Source organism: Clostridium sp. CM041 (assembly GCF_055081035.1).
The window spans coordinates 1,158,065-1,182,989 of sequence record NZ_CM143648.1 but is presented as its reverse complement, the minus strand read 5'-3'; the positions used below and the strand labels follow the sequence as shown (position 1 = coordinate 1,182,989).

At 32.5% G+C, this 24,925-nt stretch carries 21 protein-coding genes and 1 riboswitch; of the genes, 20 read left to right on the top strand and 1 reads right to left on the bottom strand.

Annotation, left to right across the window (positions count from 1 at the left end):
- Positions 1-49 precede the first annotated feature (49 nt).
- From ACWJJT_RS05650 to ACWJJT_RS05560, 19 genes are all read left to right on the top strand, one after another.
- Entirely contained in the window at positions 50-379 is a 330-nt protein-coding gene (locus ACWJJT_RS05650; protein WP_462956328.1) for a hypothetical protein, read from the top strand.
- Between the two features lie 71 nt (positions 380-450).
- On the top strand, positions 451-2,994 hold the full coding sequence (gene pglZ, locus ACWJJT_RS05645; protein ID WP_462956327.1) for a BREX-1 system phosphatase PglZ type A: 2,544 nt from the start codon (positions 451-453) through the stop codon (positions 2,992-2,994).
- 341 nt (positions 2,995-3,335) lie between these two features.
- The gene (locus ACWJJT_RS05640; RefSeq protein WP_462956326.1) at positions 3,336-3,572 is read left to right on the top strand and encodes a hypothetical protein; all 237 of its coding nucleotides are present in this window, start codon (positions 3,336-3,338) and stop codon (positions 3,570-3,572) included.
- A 479-nt stretch (positions 3,573-4,051) separates the two neighbouring features.
- Positions 4,052-4,831: an acyl-CoA dehydratase activase gene (locus tag ACWJJT_RS05635; protein WP_462956325.1), complete on the top strand. Its 780-nt coding sequence runs from the start codon at positions 4,052-4,054 to the stop codon at positions 4,829-4,831.
- 17 nt (positions 4,832-4,848) lie between these two features.
- Positions 4,849-5,994, top strand: coding sequence for a double-cubane-cluster-containing anaerobic reductase (locus tag ACWJJT_RS05630; RefSeq protein WP_220286627.1), 1,146 nt, complete (start codon positions 4,849-4,851; stop codon positions 5,992-5,994).
- 239 nt (positions 5,995-6,233) lie between these two features.
- Positions 6,234-6,302: riboswitch (glycine riboswitch) on the top strand.
- A gap of 82 nt (positions 6,303-6,384) precedes the next feature.
- Complete coding sequence (locus ACWJJT_RS05625) at positions 6,385-6,762, top strand: GrdX family protein (protein ID WP_187351433.1); 378 nt, start codon at positions 6,385-6,387, stop codon at positions 6,760-6,762.
- Between the two features lie 31 nt (positions 6,763-6,793).
- Complete coding sequence (gene trxB, locus ACWJJT_RS05620; protein WP_216303810.1) at positions 6,794-7,714, top strand: thioredoxin-disulfide reductase; 921 nt, start codon at positions 6,794-6,796, stop codon at positions 7,712-7,714.
- Between the two features lie 18 nt (positions 7,715-7,732).
- A complete protein-coding gene (locus ACWJJT_RS05615) occupies positions 7,733-8,065 on the top strand; it encodes a thioredoxin family protein (RefSeq protein ID WP_216303811.1) in 333 nt (110 codons plus the stop codon).
- Between the two features lie 32 nt (positions 8,066-8,097).
- Positions 8,098-9,384, top strand: coding sequence for a glycine/sarcosine/betaine reductase component B subunit (locus ACWJJT_RS05610; RefSeq protein WP_462956324.1), 1,287 nt, complete (start codon positions 8,098-8,100; stop codon positions 9,382-9,384).
- A gap of 25 nt (positions 9,385-9,409) precedes the next feature.
- Positions 9,410-9,874: a glycine/sarcosine/betaine reductase complex selenoprotein A gene (gene grdA, locus ACWJJT_RS05605; RefSeq protein ID WP_165413475.1), complete on the top strand. Its 465-nt coding sequence runs from the start codon at positions 9,410-9,412 to the stop codon at positions 9,872-9,874.
- Between the two features lie 50 nt (positions 9,875-9,924).
- Complete coding sequence (gene grdB, locus ACWJJT_RS05600; RefSeq protein WP_462956323.1) at positions 9,925-11,229, top strand: glycine reductase complex selenoprotein B; 1,305 nt, start codon at positions 9,925-9,927, stop codon at positions 11,227-11,229.
- 75 nt (positions 11,230-11,304) lie between these two features.
- Complete coding sequence (grdC, locus tag ACWJJT_RS05595; RefSeq protein ID WP_462956322.1) at positions 11,305-12,840, top strand: glycine/sarcosine/betaine reductase complex component C subunit beta; 1,536 nt, start codon at positions 11,305-11,307, stop codon at positions 12,838-12,840.
- A 26-nt stretch (positions 12,841-12,866) separates the two neighbouring features.
- Positions 12,867-14,024: a glycine/sarcosine/betaine reductase complex component C subunit alpha gene (grdD, locus tag ACWJJT_RS05590; RefSeq protein ID WP_216303815.1), complete on the top strand. Its 1,158-nt coding sequence runs from the start codon at positions 12,867-12,869 to the stop codon at positions 14,022-14,024.
- A 104-nt stretch (positions 14,025-14,128) separates the two neighbouring features.
- Positions 14,129-14,944 carry an alpha/beta fold hydrolase gene (locus tag ACWJJT_RS05585; RefSeq protein WP_216303816.1) on the top strand — a complete coding sequence of 272 codons (816 nt, stop codon included), beginning with the start codon at positions 14,129-14,131 and terminating at the stop codon, positions 14,942-14,944.
- A gap of 378 nt (positions 14,945-15,322) precedes the next feature.
- Positions 15,323-15,685 carry a hypothetical protein gene (locus ACWJJT_RS05580; RefSeq protein ID WP_462956321.1) on the top strand — a complete coding sequence of 121 codons (363 nt, stop codon included), beginning with the start codon at positions 15,323-15,325 and terminating at the stop codon, positions 15,683-15,685.
- 354 nt (positions 15,686-16,039) lie between these two features.
- The gene (locus tag ACWJJT_RS05575) at positions 16,040-17,071 is read left to right on the top strand and encodes a PocR ligand-binding domain-containing protein (protein WP_462953056.1); all 1,032 of its coding nucleotides are present in this window, start codon (positions 16,040-16,042) and stop codon (positions 17,069-17,071) included.
- Positions 17,072-17,341: 270 nt separating this feature from the next.
- Positions 17,342-18,499 (top strand): iron-containing alcohol dehydrogenase, encoded by a 1,158-nt coding sequence (locus ACWJJT_RS05570; RefSeq protein WP_165414189.1) that lies wholly within the window; start codon positions 17,342-17,344, stop codon positions 18,497-18,499.
- Positions 18,500-18,709: 210 nt separating this feature from the next.
- Positions 18,710-21,115 (top strand): glycyl radical protein, encoded by a 2,406-nt coding sequence (locus ACWJJT_RS05565; RefSeq protein WP_165414188.1) that lies wholly within the window; start codon positions 18,710-18,712, stop codon positions 21,113-21,115.
- A gap of 15 nt (positions 21,116-21,130) precedes the next feature.
- On the top strand, positions 21,131-22,060 hold the full coding sequence (locus ACWJJT_RS05560; RefSeq protein ID WP_462956320.1) for a glycyl-radical enzyme activating protein: 930 nt from the start codon (positions 21,131-21,133) through the stop codon (positions 22,058-22,060).
- Between the two features lie 152 nt (positions 22,061-22,212).
- On the opposite strand, the gene ACWJJT_RS05555 is transcribed toward ACWJJT_RS05560, so the two are convergent.
- Complete coding sequence (locus tag ACWJJT_RS05555) at positions 22,213-23,106, bottom strand: DUF6544 family protein (protein ID WP_462954074.1); 894 nt, start codon at positions 23,104-23,106, stop codon at positions 22,213-22,215.
- A 462-nt stretch (positions 23,107-23,568) separates the two neighbouring features.
- On the opposite strand from ACWJJT_RS05555, the gene ACWJJT_RS05550 reads away from it, so the two are divergent.
- Positions 23,569-24,291: a LytR/AlgR family response regulator transcription factor gene (locus ACWJJT_RS05550; RefSeq protein ID WP_462954073.1), complete on the top strand. Its 723-nt coding sequence runs from the start codon at positions 23,569-23,571 to the stop codon at positions 24,289-24,291.
- The last annotated feature ends 634 nt before the right edge of the window (positions 24,292-24,925 follow it).

The following is a 24,925-nucleotide window of genomic DNA, read 5'->3' as shown; positions in this document are numbered from 1 at the left end:
TAGCAGCACCGCAGGTAATGATTTGATGAAAGTGGATAACTAAAAACTTATGGATAAAAAAAGAGAAATATTATTAATTGCAGAAAATGATAAAAACGGTATAGTAGATATGCTGGTATTAGATGAAGATATAAATAAAAGCAGTTTTTATATTCAAGAAGCAGTAAATATACTTAAGGGAATGGTTAGTTTCCATATAGATGCTGCAAGAAGATCAAGATATGCAAAGGCAGCATATTATTGCAGTATTATTAAAGATGTATTTAATTTACTAGATAAAGAAAAAGAATTTGAAGATTATTATGGTAGAATCATAGAAGAAAACAATAGAAGGCCAGCTTTGAAGGATGAAATGAAAAAGAAAATAGGGATATTATAAAAAGTATATTTTTGATTTTGCACTACACGAGCCTAAAATAAAAGGTTTTACTTTAGCAAAGAGGTGTATATATGAACTTACAAGAAATAAGAAATTTTCTAAAAGAGTTATTTTCAAAGCCATTAGGTGATGGAAAGAAACGGCATATTGTATTTTGGTATGATAATAATGAAGATTTTACTGAGGATATAGATAATTTTGATATAGAGAATATTAAGGTTGTTAAGTTAACAAATAAAAATGCCTTTTGGGCTAAGTACCATATAGAAAAAGAGGATACAACTAGCAATATACTTGTGTATGCTAATATGGAAAAGCCAAGACCGGGCGAAGACTTTCTTTATGATATTTTTCTCTATAGTGAAGAATTCACGACAGATAGGACAATTGTAATTATGAGAGAATTAAAGGTTATGGATGCTTCCCTTAAAGAGGAGTTTAAACTTTATAATGCCTTCTTTAAGAATAAGGAAAGAATAATTGCCTTTAAAAATTTAAATATACAAGGTTACACAAAAGAAAAGGTTCATATAGGTGTTCTTGCTGTTTTAACTAAGGTAAAACTTATGGATATAGAAGAAATAATAAAGGCTATATTAAAGGAATGCCTTGATGGAAATAGCAAGATATATGAGGATATAACTAAGTTTGGTGATTTAGACTCATTATGGAATTTAATAGTTAAATATTATGGTTATGGATTTTGCGAAAAAAGTTTAGAAAGATTTATGGCTATGATTTTAGTTACAAATATGAATGAAACAATTAAATTTGAACTTCCAAAGCAATATGATACATTTATATCAAAGAAAGCAACTAACTGCATAGTGTTTATAAATCATTTCATGAACAGCACCAAAGATGGAGAATACTATGACAAAATGCAAGAACTTATTTCAGATAAGTTAAAGATAGATAAGTTACTAGGAAAAAATAGTTCGGATACGTTTATTAATTGTGATATTTTTGAGCAAATTGATAAACTGGTTATTAGAAGAATTACTAATCTTTTAAAGGATGAGGTAGAGGAGTATAACAAGTATTTAAATATTATAAGTGCAAGGAGAACTATGCATTTCTATAAAAAATATGAAAGCGAATATAAAGCAATAAAATGGGCTATAAACCTATTAAGCAAGAAGAGAGAGTTAGATTCAATTATAAAGACCGAATCATCTTACGATATGTTTAAATCTTATGTTAAGGATTATTATTACATAGATAAAGCTTATAGGAAGTTTTACTATCATTATGACAAATGCACCGAAAAAGATGAATTAAGTAATTTAAAAGAAAGAATTGAAAATGTATATAACAATTGGTACGTGCAAGAGTTATCTATTAAATGGTTTAATTCCTTAGAAAAACAAACGACATGGAGAATTGAAGGATTAAGATGTCAGGATAAATTCTATAGTGAGTTTATTAAATATGGAAAAGAAAGAGTTTTTGTAATAATATCTGATGGTTTAAGATATGAGAGTGCAGAGGAACTTACTACTATGCTTACTAATGAGCGAAAGGGCAAGGTAGAACTTGATTACATGCAGGGTGTACTTCCTTCTTATACAAAACTGGGTATGGCATCTTTACTTCCAAATAAAAATATAGAAATTAATGATAAATATGATGTATTAGTAAATGGAATTAGTAGCAATGGGACTGAAAACAGAAATGTTATTTTAAAGATGGAAAATCCTAATTCACTGGCAATTACCTATGACAAAGTTATGGATATGGATAAGGATGAAATAAGAAAAGCCTTTATAGGACTTGATGTAGTTTATATTTATCATAATACCATAGATGCTAGAGGAGATAATGCATCAACCGAAAGGGAAGTATTTGCAGCATCAGAACTTGCATTTAATGAGATTATTACCTTAGTTAATAAATTAGTTAATAGGGTAAGTGCTGCAAGTATAGTTATTACAGCAGATCATGGGTATCTTTATAAAAGAGATGTTATGGAGCAAAGTGATAAGATATCAGGGGTTAAGTTAGATGATGGTGAAGGTAGCAGAAGATTTATATTAACATCTAATACGGGCTTATTAGAAGGAACTGTATCCTTTAGTATGGATTACTTGTTAGGGGTCGGCTCTAATAAAAATGTTATATCGCCAAGAGGAACCTCTAGATTTAAAGTACAAGGTGCAGGTGCTAACTACGTTCATGGTGGAGCAATGCTACAGGAAGTAGTAGTACCAGTAATTAAGTTCAAAAATGATAGAAGTACATCATCCGTTAATGATATAAGAAAGGCTAGCATATCATTAACAAGTATAACAAGAAAAATAACCAATATTATAACCTATTTTGAATTCTTCCAGGAAGAAAAGATTCAAGACAAGGTTATATTACAGAGAATTAAATGTTATTTAGAAGATGAAATTGGTGCTAGAATATCTAATGAGAATATTATAATTGGTGATTCAAGATCAGAGAATCCATTAGAAAGAACTTATAGAGAAAAGTTTATACTAAAGAGTATGGCTTATGATAAGACAAAACAATACTTCTTAGTAATGCAAGATGATGAGGATAGTAATGGAATGTATGTAAGAATACCTTATACAATTGATATTGCTATAGTTGATGAATTTGGATTTTAACGACATTTCAGAAGGAAAGATTCCCACTTCTATAAGTGGGAGTTACATGTTATAACAAATAGAAAACTTCAGTAGGGTATAAAGCTCCTTCTAAAGTCGTTTACCGCCTAAGGGGTCTGGACAGCAACCTAAAAAAAGGGAGCAAAGCGACAGTTTGGCGAAAGCCAGTGAGGATAAGCATTTAAACAGTCTTCAAAACTGTGTTGACCTGCTAAGACCGTGTTTTCAGTAGGCATTAAACGGACAATTAAGAAAGAAACTATTAAAGATATTTAGTCCCGTTTAGTACGACTGTGAATATCATACATTGTAGTTTAAAAAAATATAGAGAATAAAAATGCATGAAATCCAATAATTGTAATTGTACACCTAATTGTAAAAATAAAATGGATAAAACTTTAGTAGAATGTTCTCTAAATAAATTGAAACCTGGAGATAAAATATTTTTAGAATGCTTAGGTAATATAGAAGGAAATAGATGGTTAGATGGGCATACCCAAGATGGTACAGTTGCTTTGGCACCTTATACTTCTGGAGAATATACTGGTACACAATGGGCAATTTTTAAGAGAATTTAATCAGAAATTAAGGGACAGGTAGAATTTATTCTATTCTGTCCTTTACTATTATTTAACTGGATTTTGGTGGAATGTATTCTGTGCCATTAATTCTAACTTGTGAGTCTCTAAATTGTCCACTCACCGATGCTTAATTAACAGCAACTTTATAATTAATGCAATTAAAAGTATCGTGGCTTAACTGGAATTGATTCTTTTGAACCAAATCAAACCATGTAAGGGTTAGCGTACGCAAAAATTGAGTGACTATAAAAAGTTAAATAACAGTAACACACTCTGATTCAGAAATCTATACGTGAAGAAAAGTTATTATTCCAATATAATGCATAATGTTCATTGTGAATAAACTGTAAATATAGTAAAATAATATTATGTTTTATATATTATGGAGGGAATAAAAATGAATTACAAAAATGTGATTAGTTTAGAGGTTTATTATTTTTTTAATTATGTACAATAAGAAAGTGAAGGTGAAGGACATGCTATACATAGGAATTGACATTGGATCAACTGCTTCTAAGGTATGTATTCTTGAACATGATAAAATTAAAAATACTTTTATTTACCCAACAGGTTGGAGTAGTGTCAAAACAGCTGAGGAAATAAAACAAGCAATAGAAAAGCTAGGAATGACCTCTAGTAATAGTAAAATAGTTGCAACAGGGTATGGAAGGGTTTCTGTACCCTATGCAGATAAAACAATAACTGAAATAACTTGCCATGCAGTTGGAGCGTATTACTTATTACATGAAGATTGTACAGTTATTGATATAGGTGGACAAGATACAAAAGTTATAACTGTTGAAAGTGGTAAGGTTACAAATTTCTCTATGAATGATAAGTGTGCAGCTGGCACTGGTAAATTTTTAGAATTAATGGCTGGAACACTAGGATTCGATATTGATGAACTATGCACTGAAGCCGCAAGGGGGAGTGGAACAACTATCAGTTCGATGTGTACCGTTTTTGCAGAATCTGAAGTCATTAGTCTTATTGGTAGTGGAAAAAAACGTAAAGATATTGCATTTGGTGTTATAGAATCTATTACAGGTAAAGTAAAATCTCTGTGTCAAAAACATTCTGATTCACATAATTATTTCTTAACAGGAGGACTTTGCGATAGCCCATTTATTGTGGATCAACTTTCAGAAAAATTAGGTTCACCTGTAGCTACTCAAAAAATGGCAAGATATGCAGGTGCTATTGGAGCGGCTATAATGGCAAGCAGAATTGAAGAAAATTCTAATGAAGCATTATAACGGAGGGGGATATATTAATGAATAACTTACCAGAAAAATTTGAGGATTTTAGTGAAGCAAGAAGAAATGCTTTTTTAAGCATCAAGAATTTAAAAGATGAAGGCAAGAAGGTTGTGGGTGTATTTTGTACTTTCACACCAACAGAAATAATAATGGCCGCAGATGCTATTGCAGTTTCATTATGCAGTATGACTGAGGAACCTATAGCTGATGCCGAAAGGGATTTACCAAGAAATCTATGCCCATTAATTAAAGCATCTTATGGCTTTGCAATTACAGATAAATGTCCATTTTTCTATTTTTCCGATATGATTGTTGGAGAAACTACATGTGATGGAAAGAAGAAGATGTATGAATATTTAGCAGATATTAAGAAGACTCATATTATGCAGCTTCCTCAAAACTGTAATGATGAGGATTCTTATAAACTATGGAGCAATGAATTAGTAAAGCTAAAGAAGTGTCTAGAAAATTTTTATGGTGTTGAAATTACGGATGAAAAGATTAAAATAGCGATTAAGCTTAAAAATAGGGAAAGAGTAGCTCTAAGAAAGTTTTATGAGCTAGGCCAGCTAGAACCACCAGCAATTACAGGCTACGAAATGCATAAAGTTCTATCTGGAGCAGGATTTAAATTGGATAAAGAAGTATTGATAAAAGATCTTGAAAGCATAACAAGTGAGTCACTAGATAGGTATAATAGTGGGGAAAGAAAAGTTTCGAGTGATGCAAAGAGAATACTTATTACAGGATGTCCTCTAGGACAAGGAACTGAAAAAATAATTAAGGCAATAGAAGAGAATGGTGGAGTAGTGGTATGCTATGAAAACTGCGGTGGAGCTAAAACAACAGAGACATTGGTTGATGAAAACAAGGATCCTCTTTACGCTTTAACAGAAAAATATTTAAATATTGGATGCTCTTGTATGACTCCAAATGATAACAGAATAGATTTGTTAGAAAAGTTATGTAAAGAATATAAAGCTGACGGAGTAATAGATGTAATACTTCAAGCTTGTCATACGTATAATGTAGAAACTCTTAGATTAAAAAGAGTTTTGAACAAGAAAAATATTCCATATATGAGCATTGAAACAGATTATTCTCAAGCAGATATAGGACAAATTAATACAAGAATGTCAGCATTTATAGAGATGTTATAATATAAATGATTTAGATGGATATTATTTCAATTTATAGATAGTATTTGAATTAAAAGCTTTACATTGTTAAAAAAAAGATTATAATAAAGTTGTAATAACTTTTAAATATTGATAGATGATGTTTTCGGGAGATTAAGCTTAAGCTTAGTTATTTAATATAACATCCTTAAATGGATAGCCGAAGGGCCAAGTATTACATGCGCTGTAATATGAATATCTCAGGCAAAAGGACCGAAGATTGATATACCTCTGGAAAGCAATTGCACCGAAGGAGTAATTCTCTCAGGTAAAAAGACAGAGATAAAGGCTTAAATGAGCTTCTTATCTTTGTCTTTTTTTATGCGCAAGCGGAAATAAATTGAATTAATGTATTTGTAAGGGGGGGATTAATTGATAGAAGAAGTATTGATTGTAACTAATAACCCATTATGTCTAGACAAATTTGGTGAAAAATATAAAGTCGAATTTTTAAGTACTGGAATAATGAATGTACTAAAAGCTGTAAGAAATCATATTCATAAGGGACACCTTTTGCTCACACATCCGCTTTCTAGTAGCATAAAGCCAAATGAAACGCCCTACAAAACTGTAATAATAACAAAATCAAAAAAAGAAGTAATAGATTTACAGTCAGTTAATTTTATTGAAGAATCAATACACACAACTGAAAAATTCATTAAAGATAGGGGAACACCAGCATGGTCAGATGCGGTGCGAAATGATTTCATGTTAATAGATTACGATATTATAAGTCATGGTCTAAATTGAAAATAGATGCAATATACTGGGAGGGCTTAAAATGGAGCATATTTATGACACTATAATTATAGGAGGTGGCCCAGCTGGGCTATCGGCAGGGCTTTACGCATCAAGGTCAAAACTTGATTCTATAATAATCGAACGAGGAAAATTTGGAGGACAGGCCGCAATAACAGATGAACTTGCAAATTATCCTGGCTCAATTGAAGAGTGCACTGGTCCAAAATTGATTAAAAGAATGAGAACTCAAGCCGAGGAATTTGGTACAAAGTTTGCAAAAGATACTGTAGAAAATATTTTACTTGAAGGTGAAATAAAAACTGTTAAATGCAAAAAAGAAACATATAAGGCTAAAACTATTGTAATTGCAACAGGCGCTTATCCCAGATTAGCAGGTTTTAAAAATGAAAATGAGCTACGGGGCAAGGGAATTTCATATTGCGCTACCTGTGATGCTGATTTCTTTACGGAGCTCGATGTAGCCGTAAATGGCGGTGGAGATTCCGCCATAACTGAAGCAATTTATCTCACAAAGTTTGCAGATAGTGTAACAGTTATTCATAGAAGAGATGAATTAAGAGCTTGTAAATCAATTCAAGAAAAAGCTTTTGCTAATCCAAAAATCAAGTTTATATACGACTCAGTTATAGATGAGGCAGAAGGCGATGAAATACTTGAAGGCCTTAAGGTCAGAAATGTTAAAACAGGCGAAGTTCAAAAAGTGAAGGTTGATGGGTGCTTTGTATTTGTCGGATACATTCCTATTTCAGAAATTTTCAAAGGTAAGGTCAATATGGATGAAAGTGGTTATGTAATGACAAATGATGATATGGTAACTAACATTCCAGGCGTTTTCGCAGCTGGAGATATTAGGGTCAAGAATTTGAGACAGGTTATAACTGCAGCAGCTGATGGCGCAATAGCAGCAACTTCTGCAGAAGTATATATAGCAAATAAATAAAATTAGGGGGTATTTAAAATGATTAGTTTGACAAAGGAAAATTTTGATGAGGAAGTAGTATCTTATTCTGAAAAAGCAGTATTTGTTGATTTCTGGGGTGACAAATGTGAAGTATGTAAGGAACTTATGCCTGGAGTACACGAACTAGAAAACAAATATAGCGATAAAATCAAATTTGCAAGTCTTAATATCGGTGGTTCTAGAAGACTCGCTATATCTCAAAGAGTACTTGGACTCCCAACGATGATAATTTATAAAAATAACGAAAAAATAAGCACTATTACCCCTGAAAACATCGAAACAATTGATGATGTAGAGAATTTTATTAAAAGCGTTTATGAAACATTGTAATAAATGGCTAAACTATTTCGGAGGTGGAAACTTTGCGTTTAGAACTTGGTGAAATTAAAATTAATGATGTTCAATTTGGCACTTGCACAAAGGTTGAAAAGGGAGTTCTTTTTGTAAATAAAGAAGAACTGCTTGCACATATAGGCGGAGATGAAAGAATTGAAAGTATTAGCATTGAAATTGCAAGACCCGGAGATGAGACAAGAATAATTCCAGTTAAAGACGTTATTGAGCCAAGGGTAAAGGTATCAGGTAGCGGTGGGATATTTCCAGGATTTATAAGCAAGGTTGATACAGTTGGAAATGGAAGAACAAATGTTTTGAAAGGCGCAGCTGTTGTAACTACTGGAAATATTGTTGGGTTCCAGGAAGGAATCATTGACATGAGTGGAATTGGTGCTAAATATACACCATTTTCAAAATTAAACAACGTTGTAATAACATGTGAAGCAAAGAAAAGCGTACTTCCACATGATCACGAAGAAGCTGTTAGAATGGTTGGATTTAAGGCTGCAACATATCTTGGTGAATGTGCAAGAGAACTTGAGGCTGATGAAATTAAGACTTTCGAAACACTTCCTCTTTTAGAACAGGTAAAACAGTATCCTGATCTTCCTAAAGTAATATATGTATATATGCTTCAAAGTCAGGGGCTTCTTCATGACACTTATGTATATGGAGTTGATGCAAAGAAAATAATACCTACATTCATATACCCAACGGAAATATTTGATGGTGCTATTGTTTCAGGAAACTGTGTTTCAGCTTGTGATAAGAACCCATCGTATGTTCATATGAATCATCCTGTAATTGAGGATTTGTATGAGAGACATGGTATTGACTACAATTTCCTTGGATGTGTATTAACTAATGAAACTGTATACCTTGCAGATAAAGAAAGATCTTCAAGCTATACTGCAAAATTAGTTGAATATTTAGGTGCAGATGCAGTAATAATTTCTGAGGAGGGTTTTGGAAATCCAGACGCAGATTTAGTTATGAATTGTAACAAGATTTCAGCACTAGGAATTAAAACAGTACTAATAACCGATGAATATGCTGGTCAAGATGGAGCTTCACAATCACTTGCAGATTCAACTCCTAAGGGCGATGCAGTAGTAACTGCTGGAAATGCAAATGAAGTTATTGTACTTCCCACAATGAAGAAAATTATCGGTCATCCGGAAAATGCAAATGTTATTGCTGGAGGACATTTTGGAAGTTTGAGAGAGGACGGCTCAATTGAAGCTGAAATCCAGGTAATTACTGGAGCAACAAGCGAAGTTGGATATAATACTTTAAGTACAAGAGGGTACTAATTTTTTTATAGAAAGGATGATATAAATGTTAAAAGGTAAAAAAGTAATTGCTATAGGTGATAGAGATGGAATACCAGGTCAAGCAATCGAAGAAAGCGTAAAAACTGCAGGAGCAGAAGTAATATTTGCTTCAACAGAATGCTTTGTCTGAACTGCCGCTGGTGCTATGGATCTGGAGATCCAAAAAAGAGTTAAAGAATTAGCAGACAAGAATGGTGCAGAAAACATTGTAGTTATACTTGGTGGAGCAGAAGCAGAAGCTTCAGGACTTTCAGCTGAAACAGTAGCTGCAGGGGACCCTACATTTGCAGGCCCACTTGCAGGAATTGAACTTGGTCTTGCTGTTTATCATATGATTGAGCCAGAAATAAAGGATGAATGTGATGCGACGGTTTATGATGAGCAGTGTGGAATGATGGAAATGGTTCTAGACGTTGACGATATAATTAAGGAAGTAAAGACAATAAGAGATGAGTTTTCAAAATATTAATTTTAAGTTTAAAAAGTAAATTCAAAATATGAGAAAAGGGGGAAACCCAATTGATTAAGGTAGTTCATTATATAAATCAGTTTTATGCTGGTATAGGCGGAGAAGAAGAGGCAAATTATAAACCAGAAGTAAGAGAGGGTTTCGTTGGTCCTGGAATGGGGCTAAACAAAATTTTTAAAGGTGAAGCTGAAATAGTTGCTACTGTTATTTGCGGAGATTCATATTTCAATGAAAATCTAGAAAAAGCAAAAGCTGAAGTAATTGAAATGATAAAAAGTTACAACCCTGATTTAGTAATTGCAGGCCCAGCTTTCAATGCAGGAAGATACGGAATGGCATGTGGCGCTGTTGCAAAAGAAGTTAAAGAAAAATTAAATGTTCCTGTGCTTACAGCAATGTATATTGAAAATCCTGGTGCTGACATATATAAAAAGGACGCATATATAATTGAGACTAGAAATAGTGCGGTTGGTATGAGGCAAGCACTTCCCGCTATGGTAAAGCTTGGTTTAAAACTTGTTCACGGTGAAGAAATAGGATCACCTGCAGAGGAAGGTTATATTGAAAGAGGAATAAGAAAGAATTATTTTGATACAGTTAGAGGTTCAAGAAGAGCTGTTAATATGCTCGTTAAGAAGCTTAAAGGAGACGAATTTGCAACTGAGTTTGTAATGCCTGTATTTGATAGGGTAGAGCCAAATGCAGCTATAAAAGACATAACCAAAGCTAAAATTGCATTAGTTACATCAGGTGGAATAGTTCCAAAAGGCAACCCTGACCATATTGAATCTTCAAGTGCTTCAAAGTTTGGTAAATATGACATTTTCGGTGTTGACGATTTAACAGAGGCGACATATGAAACTGCGCATGGTGGATTTGATCCAACTTATGCAAATTCTGATTGTGATAGGGTTCTTCCAGTAGATGTATTAAGAGAAATGGAAAAAGAAGGAAAAATAGGCTCGCTTCACAAATATTTTTATTCTACGGTTGGAAATGGTACATCCGTTGCCAATTCAAAGAAATTTGGGGCACAAATTGTAAAGGAATTATTAGCTGATGGTGTGGATGCTGTTATATTAACGTCAACATGAGGAACTTGTACACGTTGCGGTGCAACACTCGTTAAAGAAATAGAGCGTGGAGGACTTCCAGTAGTCCACATGTGCACAGTAGTTCCAATTTCACTTACAGTTGGAGCAAATAGAATAGTACCGACAATAGCTATCCCACATCCACTAGGAAACCCTAGTTTAGAGAAGGAAGCTGAAATGAAGCTTAGATATAAACTGGTAGCTAAAGCACTTAAAGCATTAGAAACCCAAGTTGATGGGCAAAAGGTTTTTGAAGAATAAACTATTATTAAAAAATGCAAAAGTGAAGGTGTTTATCTTCACTTTTGTTAATTTAAATAAAGGAGGAATGAAATAATGAGCTTTCCAGTAGTTAAAAAAGCATCTTATATTCTTATTAACACTCCAGATATGGTAATGCATTGCGGAACAACAGCTGCAGTTGAGAGAAAAAACAATCCGGATTCAGAATTCTTAAAAGAGGCAAAAAATCATTTAAGAACTTTTGAGGATGTAGTAGCATATCCTCCTAATCAAACTTATATAGGTAACATAATTCCAGAGCAGCTTTTAGAAATTAAAAGACCTTGGAACAATTCAAAAATTGAAGGTGCTCAAAAAATAGGAAAATTCGGAGAAATAATGCCTCAGGATGAATTTTACGGGTTGCTTAAGGTTTCAGATGTATTCGATTTAGTAGTCTTAGAAAAAGGTTTTACGCAAAGTGTTAGAGAAAAATTTGCGAATCATGAATTGCTTAATGTAAAAGTTGAAGCACTTGGCGTTGGCGAGGCTATAGTCAACATAAAAGAATTAGTCGATACTCAAGATGCAGAGGGGTTGTATCTTGGTGATGATCTAATTGGGTGTGTAAAAAAAGCCCATGATGTAGATATAAATCTTTCGGCACATGTTATGCTTGAAAACCTTGCTGTTAAGGCATCAGGTGTTCTTGCATTAATGCAGTTAGTTAAGATTACCGGAATTGATGTAAGCGAAGTTGATTACTTAATTGAATGCTCTGAAGAAGCAGTAGGAGATATGAATCAAAGAGGGGGAGGCAATCTTGCCAAAGCATGTGGCGAAATTGCTGGTATTAAAGGAGCAACTGGTATTGACATGAGAGGTTTTTGCGCTGCACCTGTTCATGCAATAATAAATGCTTCTGCTCTAGTAAAATCAGGAATTTTCAAAAATGTTATAGTTTTTGCAGGCGGATGTACTTCAAAGCTTGGAATGAATGGACGAGACCATGTAAAAAAAGGACTTCCAATTCTTGAGGATTGCCTTGGAGGATTCGCACTACTTATAACAGAAAATGATGGCATAAGCCCTGAAATAAGAACAGATATCATTGGAAAACATACAATTGGAGATGGCTCAGCACCTCAAGCTGTACTTGAAGCTTTAGTATTAAAACCGTTAACTAATGCTGGAATGAAAATAACTGATGTTGATAAATACGCTCCAGAGCTTCAAACTCCCGATATAACGGAGCCTGCTGGAGCCGGAGATGTACCAACTCAAAACTATAAAATGATCGGTGCTCTTGCTGTTAAAAACGGACAATTAGACAGAAAAGAACTTCCAAGCTTTGTGAAAAAGCATGGCTATCCCGGATTTGCTCCAACACAAGGACATATTCCATCAGCAGTACCAATAGTTGGACATGGAATTAGTGCAATATTGGAAGGAAGAATGAATAATTTTATGTTAATTGGCAAAGGAAGCTTGTTCCTTGGAAGAATGACTAATTTATTTGATGGAGTTTCAGTACTTGTGCAAAAGAATTCCGGAAAGCAAGATGATGGAGCTGAAGTTTCAAATGAAGAACTAAAGCTTATGATAGCCGGCAGCATGAAAAAATTTGCGGAAATGCTAATGAACGAATAATTGATGATTGTAGGGAGAGTGATTTTATGGGAAACATAAAAACAAAAAAGGCTATAGCTGAGGCTTTTAATGAAATAGCAGATGGTATTAAAAGTGGAAGCTTTAAAAAGAGAATTAAAATAGGCCTAACAACATATGGCTCGGAGCATGGTATTTCTGAAATGTTAAAAGCATGCATACTAGCATCAAAAAAGTATGGCAGCTTTGATATTGTACTGATAGGTGAAAAGGTTGACTGTGAATTTGAAGTAGTTGAAGTAGCTTCTGCAGAGGACGGGCACAATAAAATGTTAAAACTTTTGGAGGAAGGGAAAATCCAAGGTTGTGTTACCCAACATTTTAATTTTCCAATAGGAGTTTCTACAGTGGGGATGGCAGTTACTCCGGCAAAAGGACGCGACATGATAATAGCTACAACTACAGGGGCGACTTCAACTAATAGGGTAGAAGCCATGATTAAAAATGCTATAGGTGGAATTGCAGTTGCAAAAGCTACAGGAATAAAAAATCCTAAAGTAGGAATTTTAAATATTGATGGAGCAAGAGAAGTTGAAAGAAACTTAGGTGAATTAAAAAAGTCTGGTTATAATTTTGAATTCGCCGATTCATTAAGAGCAGATGGTGGACCAATGATGAGAGGGAATGATGTACTTGCAGGAACTCCAGATGTACTAATTTGCGATTCACTTACTGGAAACCTTCTTATTAAAATGCTTTCATCTTATACAACTGGTGGAGATTATGAAACTTCAGGTTATGGATATGGTCCAGGAGTTGGAGAAAACTATGATAAGATTATTAACATAATATCAAGGGCATCTGGTGCACCTCTTATTTGTGAAGCACTTAAATATTGCTTTGAGTGTGCACAAAATAACCTTATGATAGTAGCGGGGAATGAATATAAAGCCGCAGAAAAAGCTGGAATTAAAAAGTTAATTGATGGGATACTAAGCAAAAGTGGAAAATCATCAGAAGAAAAAGTTGCGATGCCTTCAAAGGAAGTAGTTACTTTTGCTATACCGGGTATAGACATTTTAGAACTCGATGATGCATGTGCTGCTCTTTGGAAGGAAGGCATATACTGCGAAAGTGGAATGGGTTGTACTGGACCTGTATTAATGATAAACGAGAAAAATTCTGAGAATAGCACAAAGATACTTGTAAAATGTGGTTATAAATAAAAATATTGGTTATAGAGAAGAAAGAGGTGTAGCAAATAATTAATTAACATAATTGTCTCCAATAGAATAATATATGAATGTAAGATTATTATTGGAGGTATTTAGTGGGATATTATATTAGAGTAGAAGAAAATGTAAAAATCTATGTAGAAGATATTAACCCTAAGGGTGAAAAGACAATAGTGTTTCTTCACGGTTGGCCCGGAAGCCATAAGTTGTTTGAATATCAGTTTAATGAACTTCCAAAGATGGGCTACAGGTGTATCGGTATAGATCAGAGGGGATTCGGTGAATCCGATAAGCCGTTCGAGGGCTATGACTATGATAGGTTATCAGACGATGTTCGAGGGGTAGTAGATGCACTTAAATTAAAGAATTTTACACTAGCGGGACATTCAACAGGAGGAGCAATTGCTATTAGATACATGTCCAGGCACAATGAATACGGGGTATCCAAACTAGCTCTTTTTGCAGCAGCAGCACCCAGCCTTATCCAGCGCCCATATTTCCCTTATGGATTGCAAGCGGAAGTTGTCAAAGATATGATTAAGGAAACATATAATGATCGACCTAAAATGTTAAGGGGATTTGGAGACATATTTTTCTTTCAGCATATAACCCAGGCATTTTCAGATTGGATTTTTCAATTAGGACTACAAGCAGCAGGTTGGGCCACTGCGGCAACTTCAACCAGTTGGTTAGGCGAGGAACGTTTATTTTTTGATCTTTCTAAAATAAGTGTTCCAACTTTAATTCTTCATGGTATTCATGACAAAGTCTGTCTCTTCCCATTAGGACAGGCACAAAGACAAGGCATTAAAAATTCTAAACTTGTACCATTTGAATTCAGTGGCCACGCATTATTCTATGATGAGAAAGATAGATTTAACAAAGAATTGGCTTTATTTATTGAGGAGTAAGAAATTTAAAAGAGGCAATGGTTGAGTATGATGGATAGGCTTTTTAATACGATAAGAAGTATCTTAATTAACTAAGATACTTCTTTCTTATAATACACATTTCCTTTAAAACTTTATGGGTGAAATAAGGAAGTATATCTATTAGAAAAAAATCAGAATTTAGAAGGAGTGTAGATACATATGTAGAAACTATAGTTAATAATATTAATATCTACAAGTACATTTGAAACATATGAAGATTGAATCCATACCTAATAATAAAGTGGTTTAAATTGAAGGCATTACCCTTTCTTATGGTTCCTCATAGAAAAGGACAAATTAAAGATTATGTAAGTGGTAATTATAATTTAATTAAGATTGTGTTTTGACAAAGTTTCCTTGGGTATACCTAATTACAGTTGGGTAAAATTTTTTATTGATAATGATTTGTATGCAAATATAGAAGATTTAGTAATTGATGAAAATTTTTATAAGTATAGTGATTTAATAACTTATCCTATTGCTGGGGCATTTGTAGATTATCTTATTTCACTTTTTGGTATCGACAAATTCAAGCTATTCTATTGCTCACTAAAAGAAGAGGATTTTAAAGTGAGTTTTTTTGAATTATTCAATATCACCCTATCTAATGCAAATAGAAAGTTTATTAAATATATTAATAGTATAGGAAATAATAATGCTATTTCTAATATAATAAAAGGTGAATTAGAAGAGCAAAATCTCTTAAAATTAGTAAAATGATATAACACGTATGGGACCCAATAAGGGCATACTTTTAGTTATGTTCTTTATGGGTTTTTTATTATATTAAATTTGGGGAGGGATTTTCATTAAAATAACTAATATTAAAAAACTGCGTTAAGAACGGTGAATAGTGTGGTGATGTTATAGTAGAAATACACACTGATATAGGTAATTAATAAAAATTAGCTTCTATTTTTTTGTTTTTGATGGTAATATACTTATATAGAAAAATAGTCGTAAAAAAAGCACAAAATATTTCTATTTGAACTTATTCTAAGATCCAAAACGTATAATGTGAAATTTAGAGATGATTTAATTATAATACCTTTATAAATGAATGGAGGAAGTATTTTGCGGAATGGTTTCTTGCATCTAGATAATATTATTAATGTAGATAATTTTCAAAAAATCCAGGATAATATAGCGGAGGTAACCGGCATTGCTATGGTGACGGTTGATTATAAAGGTAAAAGGATTACTACACATAGTAAGTGTAGTGAATTTTGTAAATTTGTAAGATTGCATCTAGACGTGGGTCACCTTTGTGAGAAATGTGACGCTAGAGGAGGACTCGAGGCTGCTAGATTACAACGACCATATCTATATATATGTCATGTAGGTGTAATAGACCTTGCAATTCCTATTGTAATAGATGGACAATACTTCGGTGCGGTAATGGCAGGACAAGTTATTATTAAAGATGAAGAAAAGGAAGATTTAGAACAAATAGTTAACAATAAATATTTTAATATGGAATTAGAAAAAGAAGGCGAACTTAAAGTTTTATATGAAAAGTTACCTATGATGACTTTGGACAGGGTTAAATCTGTCGCCAACATGATTTTTCATATTAGTAACTATATTGTAGAAGAAGCCTTATTAAAAATAACTTCAAATAAACATAATGATAAAATTTTAACTGTGGGTTCATTTAAGACGACAAATTTACAATTTAAAAAGGCTAATAAAGTGAAAACAGTGGAAGAAAATTTAAAGAATAATGTTAACTTAGATTTTAGTGAAGATAAAAATAATATAAAACGTGAGAATAAATGCGATATTATTTTAAAACCAGCATTAGATTATATACAAAAGAATTATAGGTACGCAATTACCCTTAATGGTATGTCATCCTTGTGTAACATTAGTCCTAGTTATTTTAGTAAGCTTTTTAAAAAATGTATTGGAGATAATTTCTCGAGTTATATAAATAAAGTGAGAATTAAAAAAGCTAAAGAGTTGCTTGAGGCGTCTGATGTCCCAATAAGCAATTTAGCATTGGATTTAGGGTTTGAGGATTGTGGTTACTTTATAAAAGTATTTAAAAGGATCGAAGGGGTAACCCCGGCGGTTTATAGAGATGAATATAATGTAGAAAAATAGCACTAGGCTAAAACTAGTGCTATTTTTTTCGTGTAAAACACTAAATGCGACAAATTACTGTGGAAATTTACATAAAGTGAGCAATGTTTTTCTACAAGAATGCAATATTTTTCAATGAAAATTTATTTATACAAGCTTATACTTTAGATAGTTAGTAAATTAACAAGGGCTGTGTTAACAGTGAAGAAAATGTTAATATCACCTTAAAATAGAGTTCAGGTTACAATTCAACAAATTACAATGTTTAAAAGAACTAAGGAGGAATAATATATGAGAATGTATGATTATTTAGCACCAGCGGTTAATTTTATGGGAGCCGGAGCTGTAAAAGTAGTAGGCGAAAGAGCTAAAATTTTAGGTGGAAAAAAAGCGTTAATAGTGACTGATAAGTTTCTTCGTAGTCTTCCGGGCGGTGCAGTAGCACAAGTTGAACTTTCATTAAAGGAAGCAGGAATTAGTTTTGTATTCTATGATGATGTTGAACCAAATCCTAAGGATAGAAACGCAATTGCAGGCGTAAAAATATTTAAAGATGAAAAATGTGACATGATTATTACAGTTGGTGGCGGAAGCTCACATGACTGCGGTAAGGGAATCGGTATATTGGCAACTCATCCAGGAGAATTAGTTGACTATGCAGGTATAGAAACTCTTGCAAATCCACTTCCTCCAATCATTGCTGTTAATACAACAGCTGGAACAGCTAGTGAAGTTACTCGTCACTGCGTTATTACAAATACTAAAACTAATATTAAATTTGTTATAGTTAGTTGGAGAAACTTACCATCAGTTTCAATCAATGACCCACTAACAATGGTTGGAAAACCTGCAGGACTTACAGCTGCAACTGGTATGGATGCTTTGACTCATGCTATAGAAGCATACGTTTCAAAGGATGCTAATCCTGTTACAGATGCTGCTGCTATCCAAGCTATTAAATTAATATCAAACAACTTACGACAAGCTTATGCACTAGGAGAAAACTTAGTGGCTAGAGAAAATATGTGTTATGCTTCACTGCTTGCTGGTATGGCATTCAATAATGCTAACTTAGGTTATGTACATGCAATGGCTCACCAATTAGGTGGACTTTATGATATGCCTCATGGAGTAGCTAACGCTATATTACTTCCATTCGTTGAAAAATGGAACGTTATTTCAAATCCACAGAAATTTGCTGATATAGCAGAATTCATGGGTGAAAATATACAAGGACTTTCAGTACTAGATGCAGCTCAGAAATCTATCGATGCTATGTTTAGACTTGCAAATGATGTTGGAATTCCAACTAACTTAAGATCACAAGGAGTTAAAGAAGAAGACCTCGAATATATGGCTGAATGGGCATTAAAAGATGGTAATGCATTCAGTAACCCAAGAAAAGGAAACAAGAAAGATATTGTTGAATTATTTAAATCAGCATTATAATTCTCTTTAACGATATTTTCGAAGAAGATAATTTAATATAAATTAAAACAATTATAATATGTCCTTGATGCAATCATCGAGGACATATTATAAATTATATATGTCTTTGATAGTTATAAATTTAACAAATTCTTACGTTTTAGAAGATGTTTTAATAAATTGTAAACAGTAGTTAAATAAAAAAATTATATTAAGAGAGGAAGTTTTAATATGTATATTCTACAAGATGGATTTAGTAAACCAACAAAGAGGATAGTAGCATTAAAGGAACAAATACTTTTAGCAGTTCCATGTATTGAAGTTGATAGAGCGTTATTAATAACAGAATCATTTAAAGAGACAGAAGGACAACCTGCAGTAGTTCGTAGGGCTAGAGCACTTGAAAAGATATTAAATGAAATTCCTATTATTATAAGAGATGAAGAGCTAGTAGTTGGAAGTCTTACTCAGGAAGCAAGATCAGCTCAAATTTTTCCTGAATTCTCAAATAAATGGATTAAAGATGAATTTGAAACCATAGGAAAGAGAAAAGGTGATTCATTCCAAATTACTGAAAAGGCAAAAGGACAACTTACAGAAGTCTTCAATTATTGGGAAGGCAAAACTACTAATGAACTTGCTACTTCATATATGTATCCAGAAACTATTGATGCAATTAATGAAAATGTATTTACAGTTGCAAACTATTATCTTAATGGAGTAGGACATGTATCTGTAGATTACGCTAAGGTTTTAGCTAAAGGATATAAAGGAATTATTGAAGAAGTTGAATGTGCAATTGCATCTGCTGATAAAGAAAATCCTGAATATATTAAGCAAAAACTATTTTGGGAATCTATCATATGTTCTTGCAAAGCCATAATAAATTATGCACATAGATATGCAAAGCTTGCTAGAGAAATGGCTTCAAAAGAATCTAATGACGTGCGCGCTAAAGAATTATTACAAATAGCTAAAAACTGTGAAACAGTACCTGAAAATGGAGCAACTAATTTTTATGAAGCTTGCCAATCATTCTGGTTTGTACATGCAGTTATAAATATAGAATCAAATGGACATTCTATTTCTCCAACAAGATTTGATCAATATATGTACCCATATTATGAAATAGAATTAAATTCAGGAAATTTTGACATAGATGCAATTCAAGAACTTATTGATTGTGTATGGGTTAAATTAAATGATATTAACAAAGTTCGTGATGAAGTATCAACAAGAGCATTTGGTGGATACCCACTGTTTCAAAACCTATGTGTAGGTGGACAAACTAGAGAAGGCAAAGATTCTACAAATGATTTATCATACATGTGCATAGATGCTACAGCTCATGTAAGATTAGCAGCACCTTCATTCTCAGTAAGAATATGGAACAAAACTCCCGATGAATTCTTATTAAGATGTTGTGAGTTAAGCAGATTAGGCCTTGGTATGCCAGCATTTTATAATGATGAAGTTGTAATTACAGCATTAGTTAGTAATGGATTAACAATTGAAGATGCTAGAGAATATGGAATTATTGGTTGCGTTGAACCACAAAAACCAGGTAAAACAGAGGGATGGCATGATTCAGGTTTCTTTAATCTAGCAAGACTATTAGAAGTCACTATAAATAATGGTATGAGTAATGGAAAACAAATTGGACCTAAGACTGGAGAATTTACACAGTTCAAGTCTATTGAAGAAATTATTGAAGCTTATACGAAACAAATGGAATACTTTGTTTATCAATTATCAGTGGCAGACAATTCTATTGATATTGCTCATGCAGAAAGAGCTCCATTACCTTTCCTATCTTGTATGGTTGATGACTGTATAACAGATGGTAAATCACTTCAAGAAGGCGGAGCACATTATAACTTTACAGGACCACAAGGTGTTGGTGTTGCGAATGTAGGAGATTCTTTTGCAGCTATTAAAAAGCTTGTATTTGATACTAAAATGATAACTTTAAAAGATTTAAAAGAAGCTTTAGATACTAACTTTGGTCAAGAAGATTCAACTTCAAAGATAGATTTTGAGGACTTAAGACAAATGTTAATTCATAGAGCACCTAAGTTTGGTAATGATATTGATGAGGTTGATGAATTAGCAAGTCAAGGAGCATATATTTACTGCAAAGAAGTTGCAAAACATAAAAATCCAAGAGGCGGTAATTTCCATGCGGGATTATATCCAGCAGCAATTAACATCCTATTTGGTGATCTTATAGGAGCAACTCCAGATGGTAGGAAAGCACATGAAGCATTAGCAGATGGTGTATCTCCAGTTAGAGGCGCAGATAGTAATGGACCAACTGCCGCTATAAATTCAGTAGCTAAATTAGATCATTTTATTGCATCTAATGGTACTTTATTAAATCAAAAATTCCATCCAGGTTCAATTCAAGGAAGTACTGGATTAAATAATTTAGCGTCACTTGTTAGAAGCTTTTTCGATCAAAAGGGTATGCATGTACAATTCAATATAATAGATAAGGAAACTCTTGTTGAAGCACAAAAGAATCCAAGCAAATATAGAGATTTAGTAGTACGTGTTGCCGGTTATAGTGCGCAATTTATAACATTAGATAAAGCAATTCAAGATGATATTATAAAGAGAACTGAACAAACTTTCTAAAAGGAGGAAAAGCAGATGCCGATAAGAAGAATTAATTATAAGCAAAAAGGCAAAATTTTTAATATGCAACGCTTTTCTATTCATGATGGACCTGGGATTAGGACAATAGTGTTTTTTAAAGGTTGTCCTTTAAAATGTGATTGGTGTAGTAATCCAGAATCACAGGATCCATTAGTTCAAATTATGTATAATGAAAAAAATTGTATTGAGTGTAAAAAATGCGAAAAAAATTGTCCAGCAGGCGCAATTGATATGCTAAGACCTGGAAGAATAGATAGAGAAAAATGCACAAGTTGTGGACTTTGCGCTGAAAATTGTTATCCAGGAGGTATTGTGAAATCTGGGGAAGAAACTACTGTAGAGAAGGTAATGACTGAACTAAAGAAAGAAACTATTCAGTTCAGACGTTCTGGAGGTGGAGTTACATTATCTGGAGGAGAAATGCTTATGCAACCAGAATTTGCAATTGAACTTTTAAAAGCTTGCAAGTCAATGGGATGGCATACTGCAATAGAAACTACAGGCTATGCTAGTGAAGAGACAATAGATAAGATAATTCCTTTAGTTGATTTAGTGCTTTTAGATATAAAACATTTAGATGATGAAAAACATAAAAAACATGTTTATGTAAGTAATGAAATAATAATAAGAAATGCTAAAAAAATTGCTGCTTTTGGCACAGAGCTTATTATAAGAGTACCTGTTATTCCACAATTTAATTGTGATAAAAACAGCATATCTGATATTGCTAAGTTTGCAAAAAGTTTAGGGATAGTAAAGCACTTAGATTTATTACCATATCATAAGCTTGGGGCTAATAAGTATGAGAACCTAGGATTAGATTATATAATGGGACAGGAAATTAAAACGCCAGATGAGGATACTATGAATAACTTTAAAAAAGTAGTAGAGGAATATGGATTGGAATGTTCTATTGGAGGCTGAAGATAATAAAAATGCAGAAATTATGCATGAAGCATTTAATGAATTATCAAAGTTTTAATAATTATAGTAAAAAATATTAATATGTTGATTATATATCAATAATAAATTATCAATACCAGCTACATTTGTAGCTGGTATTTTATTAATTAGATTTACTTTATAATATTATATTTTATGTCTATATTCCTACTATCAAAATACACAAAGTCTCCTGTTTTTAAGTGCCATACAGCTTTTAGAGTTGTTGGATGCTTTATTCCGTTCATATCTTTATAATCTGCACAAACTGCTGACCACTTTGCATTTTGTATGTTGTCATTTACATCGGTATATGATCTATCATCTGTAGTAAAATTTGTGATAGTACCATTATCATCAAATGTGAAAATTCCACTTGCTGATATTCCATAATAGGTTATAGTAGCCTTTGCGTGGTTTTCATCAATTTCTTCCCAAGTAATAAAGTCTTGCAAAAAACTGTTTGGCATTAATAAACCTTCCGCAAGGTAAGTAACAAGGCATGATTTATCCATGGCTTCACCCTTTTCATTAAATAAAGTTATAGCCCTTCCGATAACGCCCTTCATAGAACCTACTCCAGCTTGGTATTTATCAATACCCTCAAAAGGGATACCAAACATACTTGTATCAACTAATGCAATCCTTTCTGGTTTGTCTACAAAGTTGTAGTGGGTGTATTTGATTTTGAGCTTTGGTTTACCCAATAGTACAAAATCAACATCGTAGTAATAGGCTTTCATGTTGGACATTTTGGGTGTGCCAATATATCCGCAATATTTAAAATATTTTTGAACTGGTGGAGGTAGTTTAGAAATATTCGCTGTGGTAAAAATCCCATTTTGAGTTTTCATTTTTGCTATCTGATAACTCGTTAACTTTGAGAATTTTGATTTCATGGGTGAATAAGGAATATTAAACCATAGCAATATGCATAAAATAAATAAAGCAACAACTGCTAAAATCCAAATCATAATTTTTTTACCTCTTTTCATTATATAGAAATTATATATAAACGCCTTTAACAATTTGAACCTCCTATATGTTGTTTTGTGAACACTGTTTATTATAATAACATTGTTTAAAAAAGTCAATAAATGTAGAACTTTCTTTTTTTAAGAACTAGAATTTTAAGGTATGATTTTCATGAATAATAAGATAAAAAAGATTTAAAAATTCAGCGGTTTATGATGGATAGGCATTTATTGCTTATCCATTATTTTTTGTGCCAATCGTCAGTGGGTAACATTATTTTTAATGTAGAATATGACAGAATTCCCCTAATTTAGCAAAGTTATTATGATAGAATGGTTGGGATTTCTTCTGTAATTTCTAGCAAAAATGTTTCAATAAATGAATTTATAGAAAAAGGTGATACTCCACTTTAAATTGCTAAAAGAAATGTTTGATATTCAATAGGAACCAGCGGGAAACCTAATAACAAGTACGATGTTACATTGTATGGTAACGTATAAAAGGAGTTGATTTTTATGAAATATACAATTGCAATCTGTGATGATGAACCTGTTCAAGTAAGAGTTATTGAAAAATATATGGAATCATTCAACAAAGAAAAAAAATTTCATATCATTTGTTCTAACAGTGGTGAACAATTACTTTCCCAAATACAATACAAGCCTGCACACATTTGCTTTTTAGATATCCAAATGAAAGGAATGAATGGACTGGAAATAGGAAAAAAAATTAGAGAACTTAATAAAAATGCAATCATTATATTTATTACAGGATTTAAAGATTATGCATTGCATGCTTTTGGCATAAAGGCTTTTGACTACATTATCAAACCGATTACGGAGGAGAGATTTAAAAATTTATTTCAAGAAATATCCGAAAAGCTGAAAATTACCTATCGTTATGCAGAAGAGGAAAAAGACCTAACTATCAAAACTAAAGAAGGTATCTACAACATTAAATACGATTCCATCTACTATTTTGAAAAACATTTGAGGAAAATCATTGCTGTGTGCAAGGGTAAAAATTTAGAATTTAATGAAAGTTTTAAGAACTTAAAGGATCATTTAGATATGACCTGTTTTACCCAATGTCATCAAGGATTTATTGTAAATAATAAGAAAATTTCATTTTACAAAAATCAACAAATTTGTGTGGAGAAAATAAATCTATATATTCCTGTAAGCAGAGCATGTGTGAATGAAGTTAGGAGAATTTCCTGTCATAATTTATTCCGTTAGGAGGTGGTATACATGTGCTTTTTATGGGGAGCTTATGAATTCTCAATTAATCTACTAGAATGTTACATATTGTACTTTTTTCTTACTCTAGTTCTTCAAAAAAAAATTAAAAATAAGTATACGGTTGTTTTCATTATTCTATTTCAAAGCATCCTTCTTCAACTTATAAATAAAGGGTTAGGGCATGCAAACTTTTTAGGGGTTATCCTTATTTTATGTGTTACTATTGTAATTTATTTTATAACCCTTAATTGCAACTTAAGAAATCTATTTTTTGTAATGATTCTGTTTATGGGATGTCTGGCAACCTTTGATTTTCTCGGTGTTATTATTACAAGTATGGTATTTCACGTTTCTCCAGGTCTTCTTGTGCAAAAAAACATATATAGAGTAATCAGTGCAGTGACCACCCGAATAGTCATGTTATTTTTTATACAATTTAAAGTGAGTACTTCTTATATTAGGAAAATTCTTATTTACCAAATTACTATTGTTTTAATGATAAATATATTTTTCAATTCTATTTTTTTTAATATATATGAGGGGAAATCTTTTTTTAAAACTAATTTTTTTATAGGATTCATTACCCTCTGTATAATACTTTTCAGTTTTGTTATCATGAAAATTATCCAGC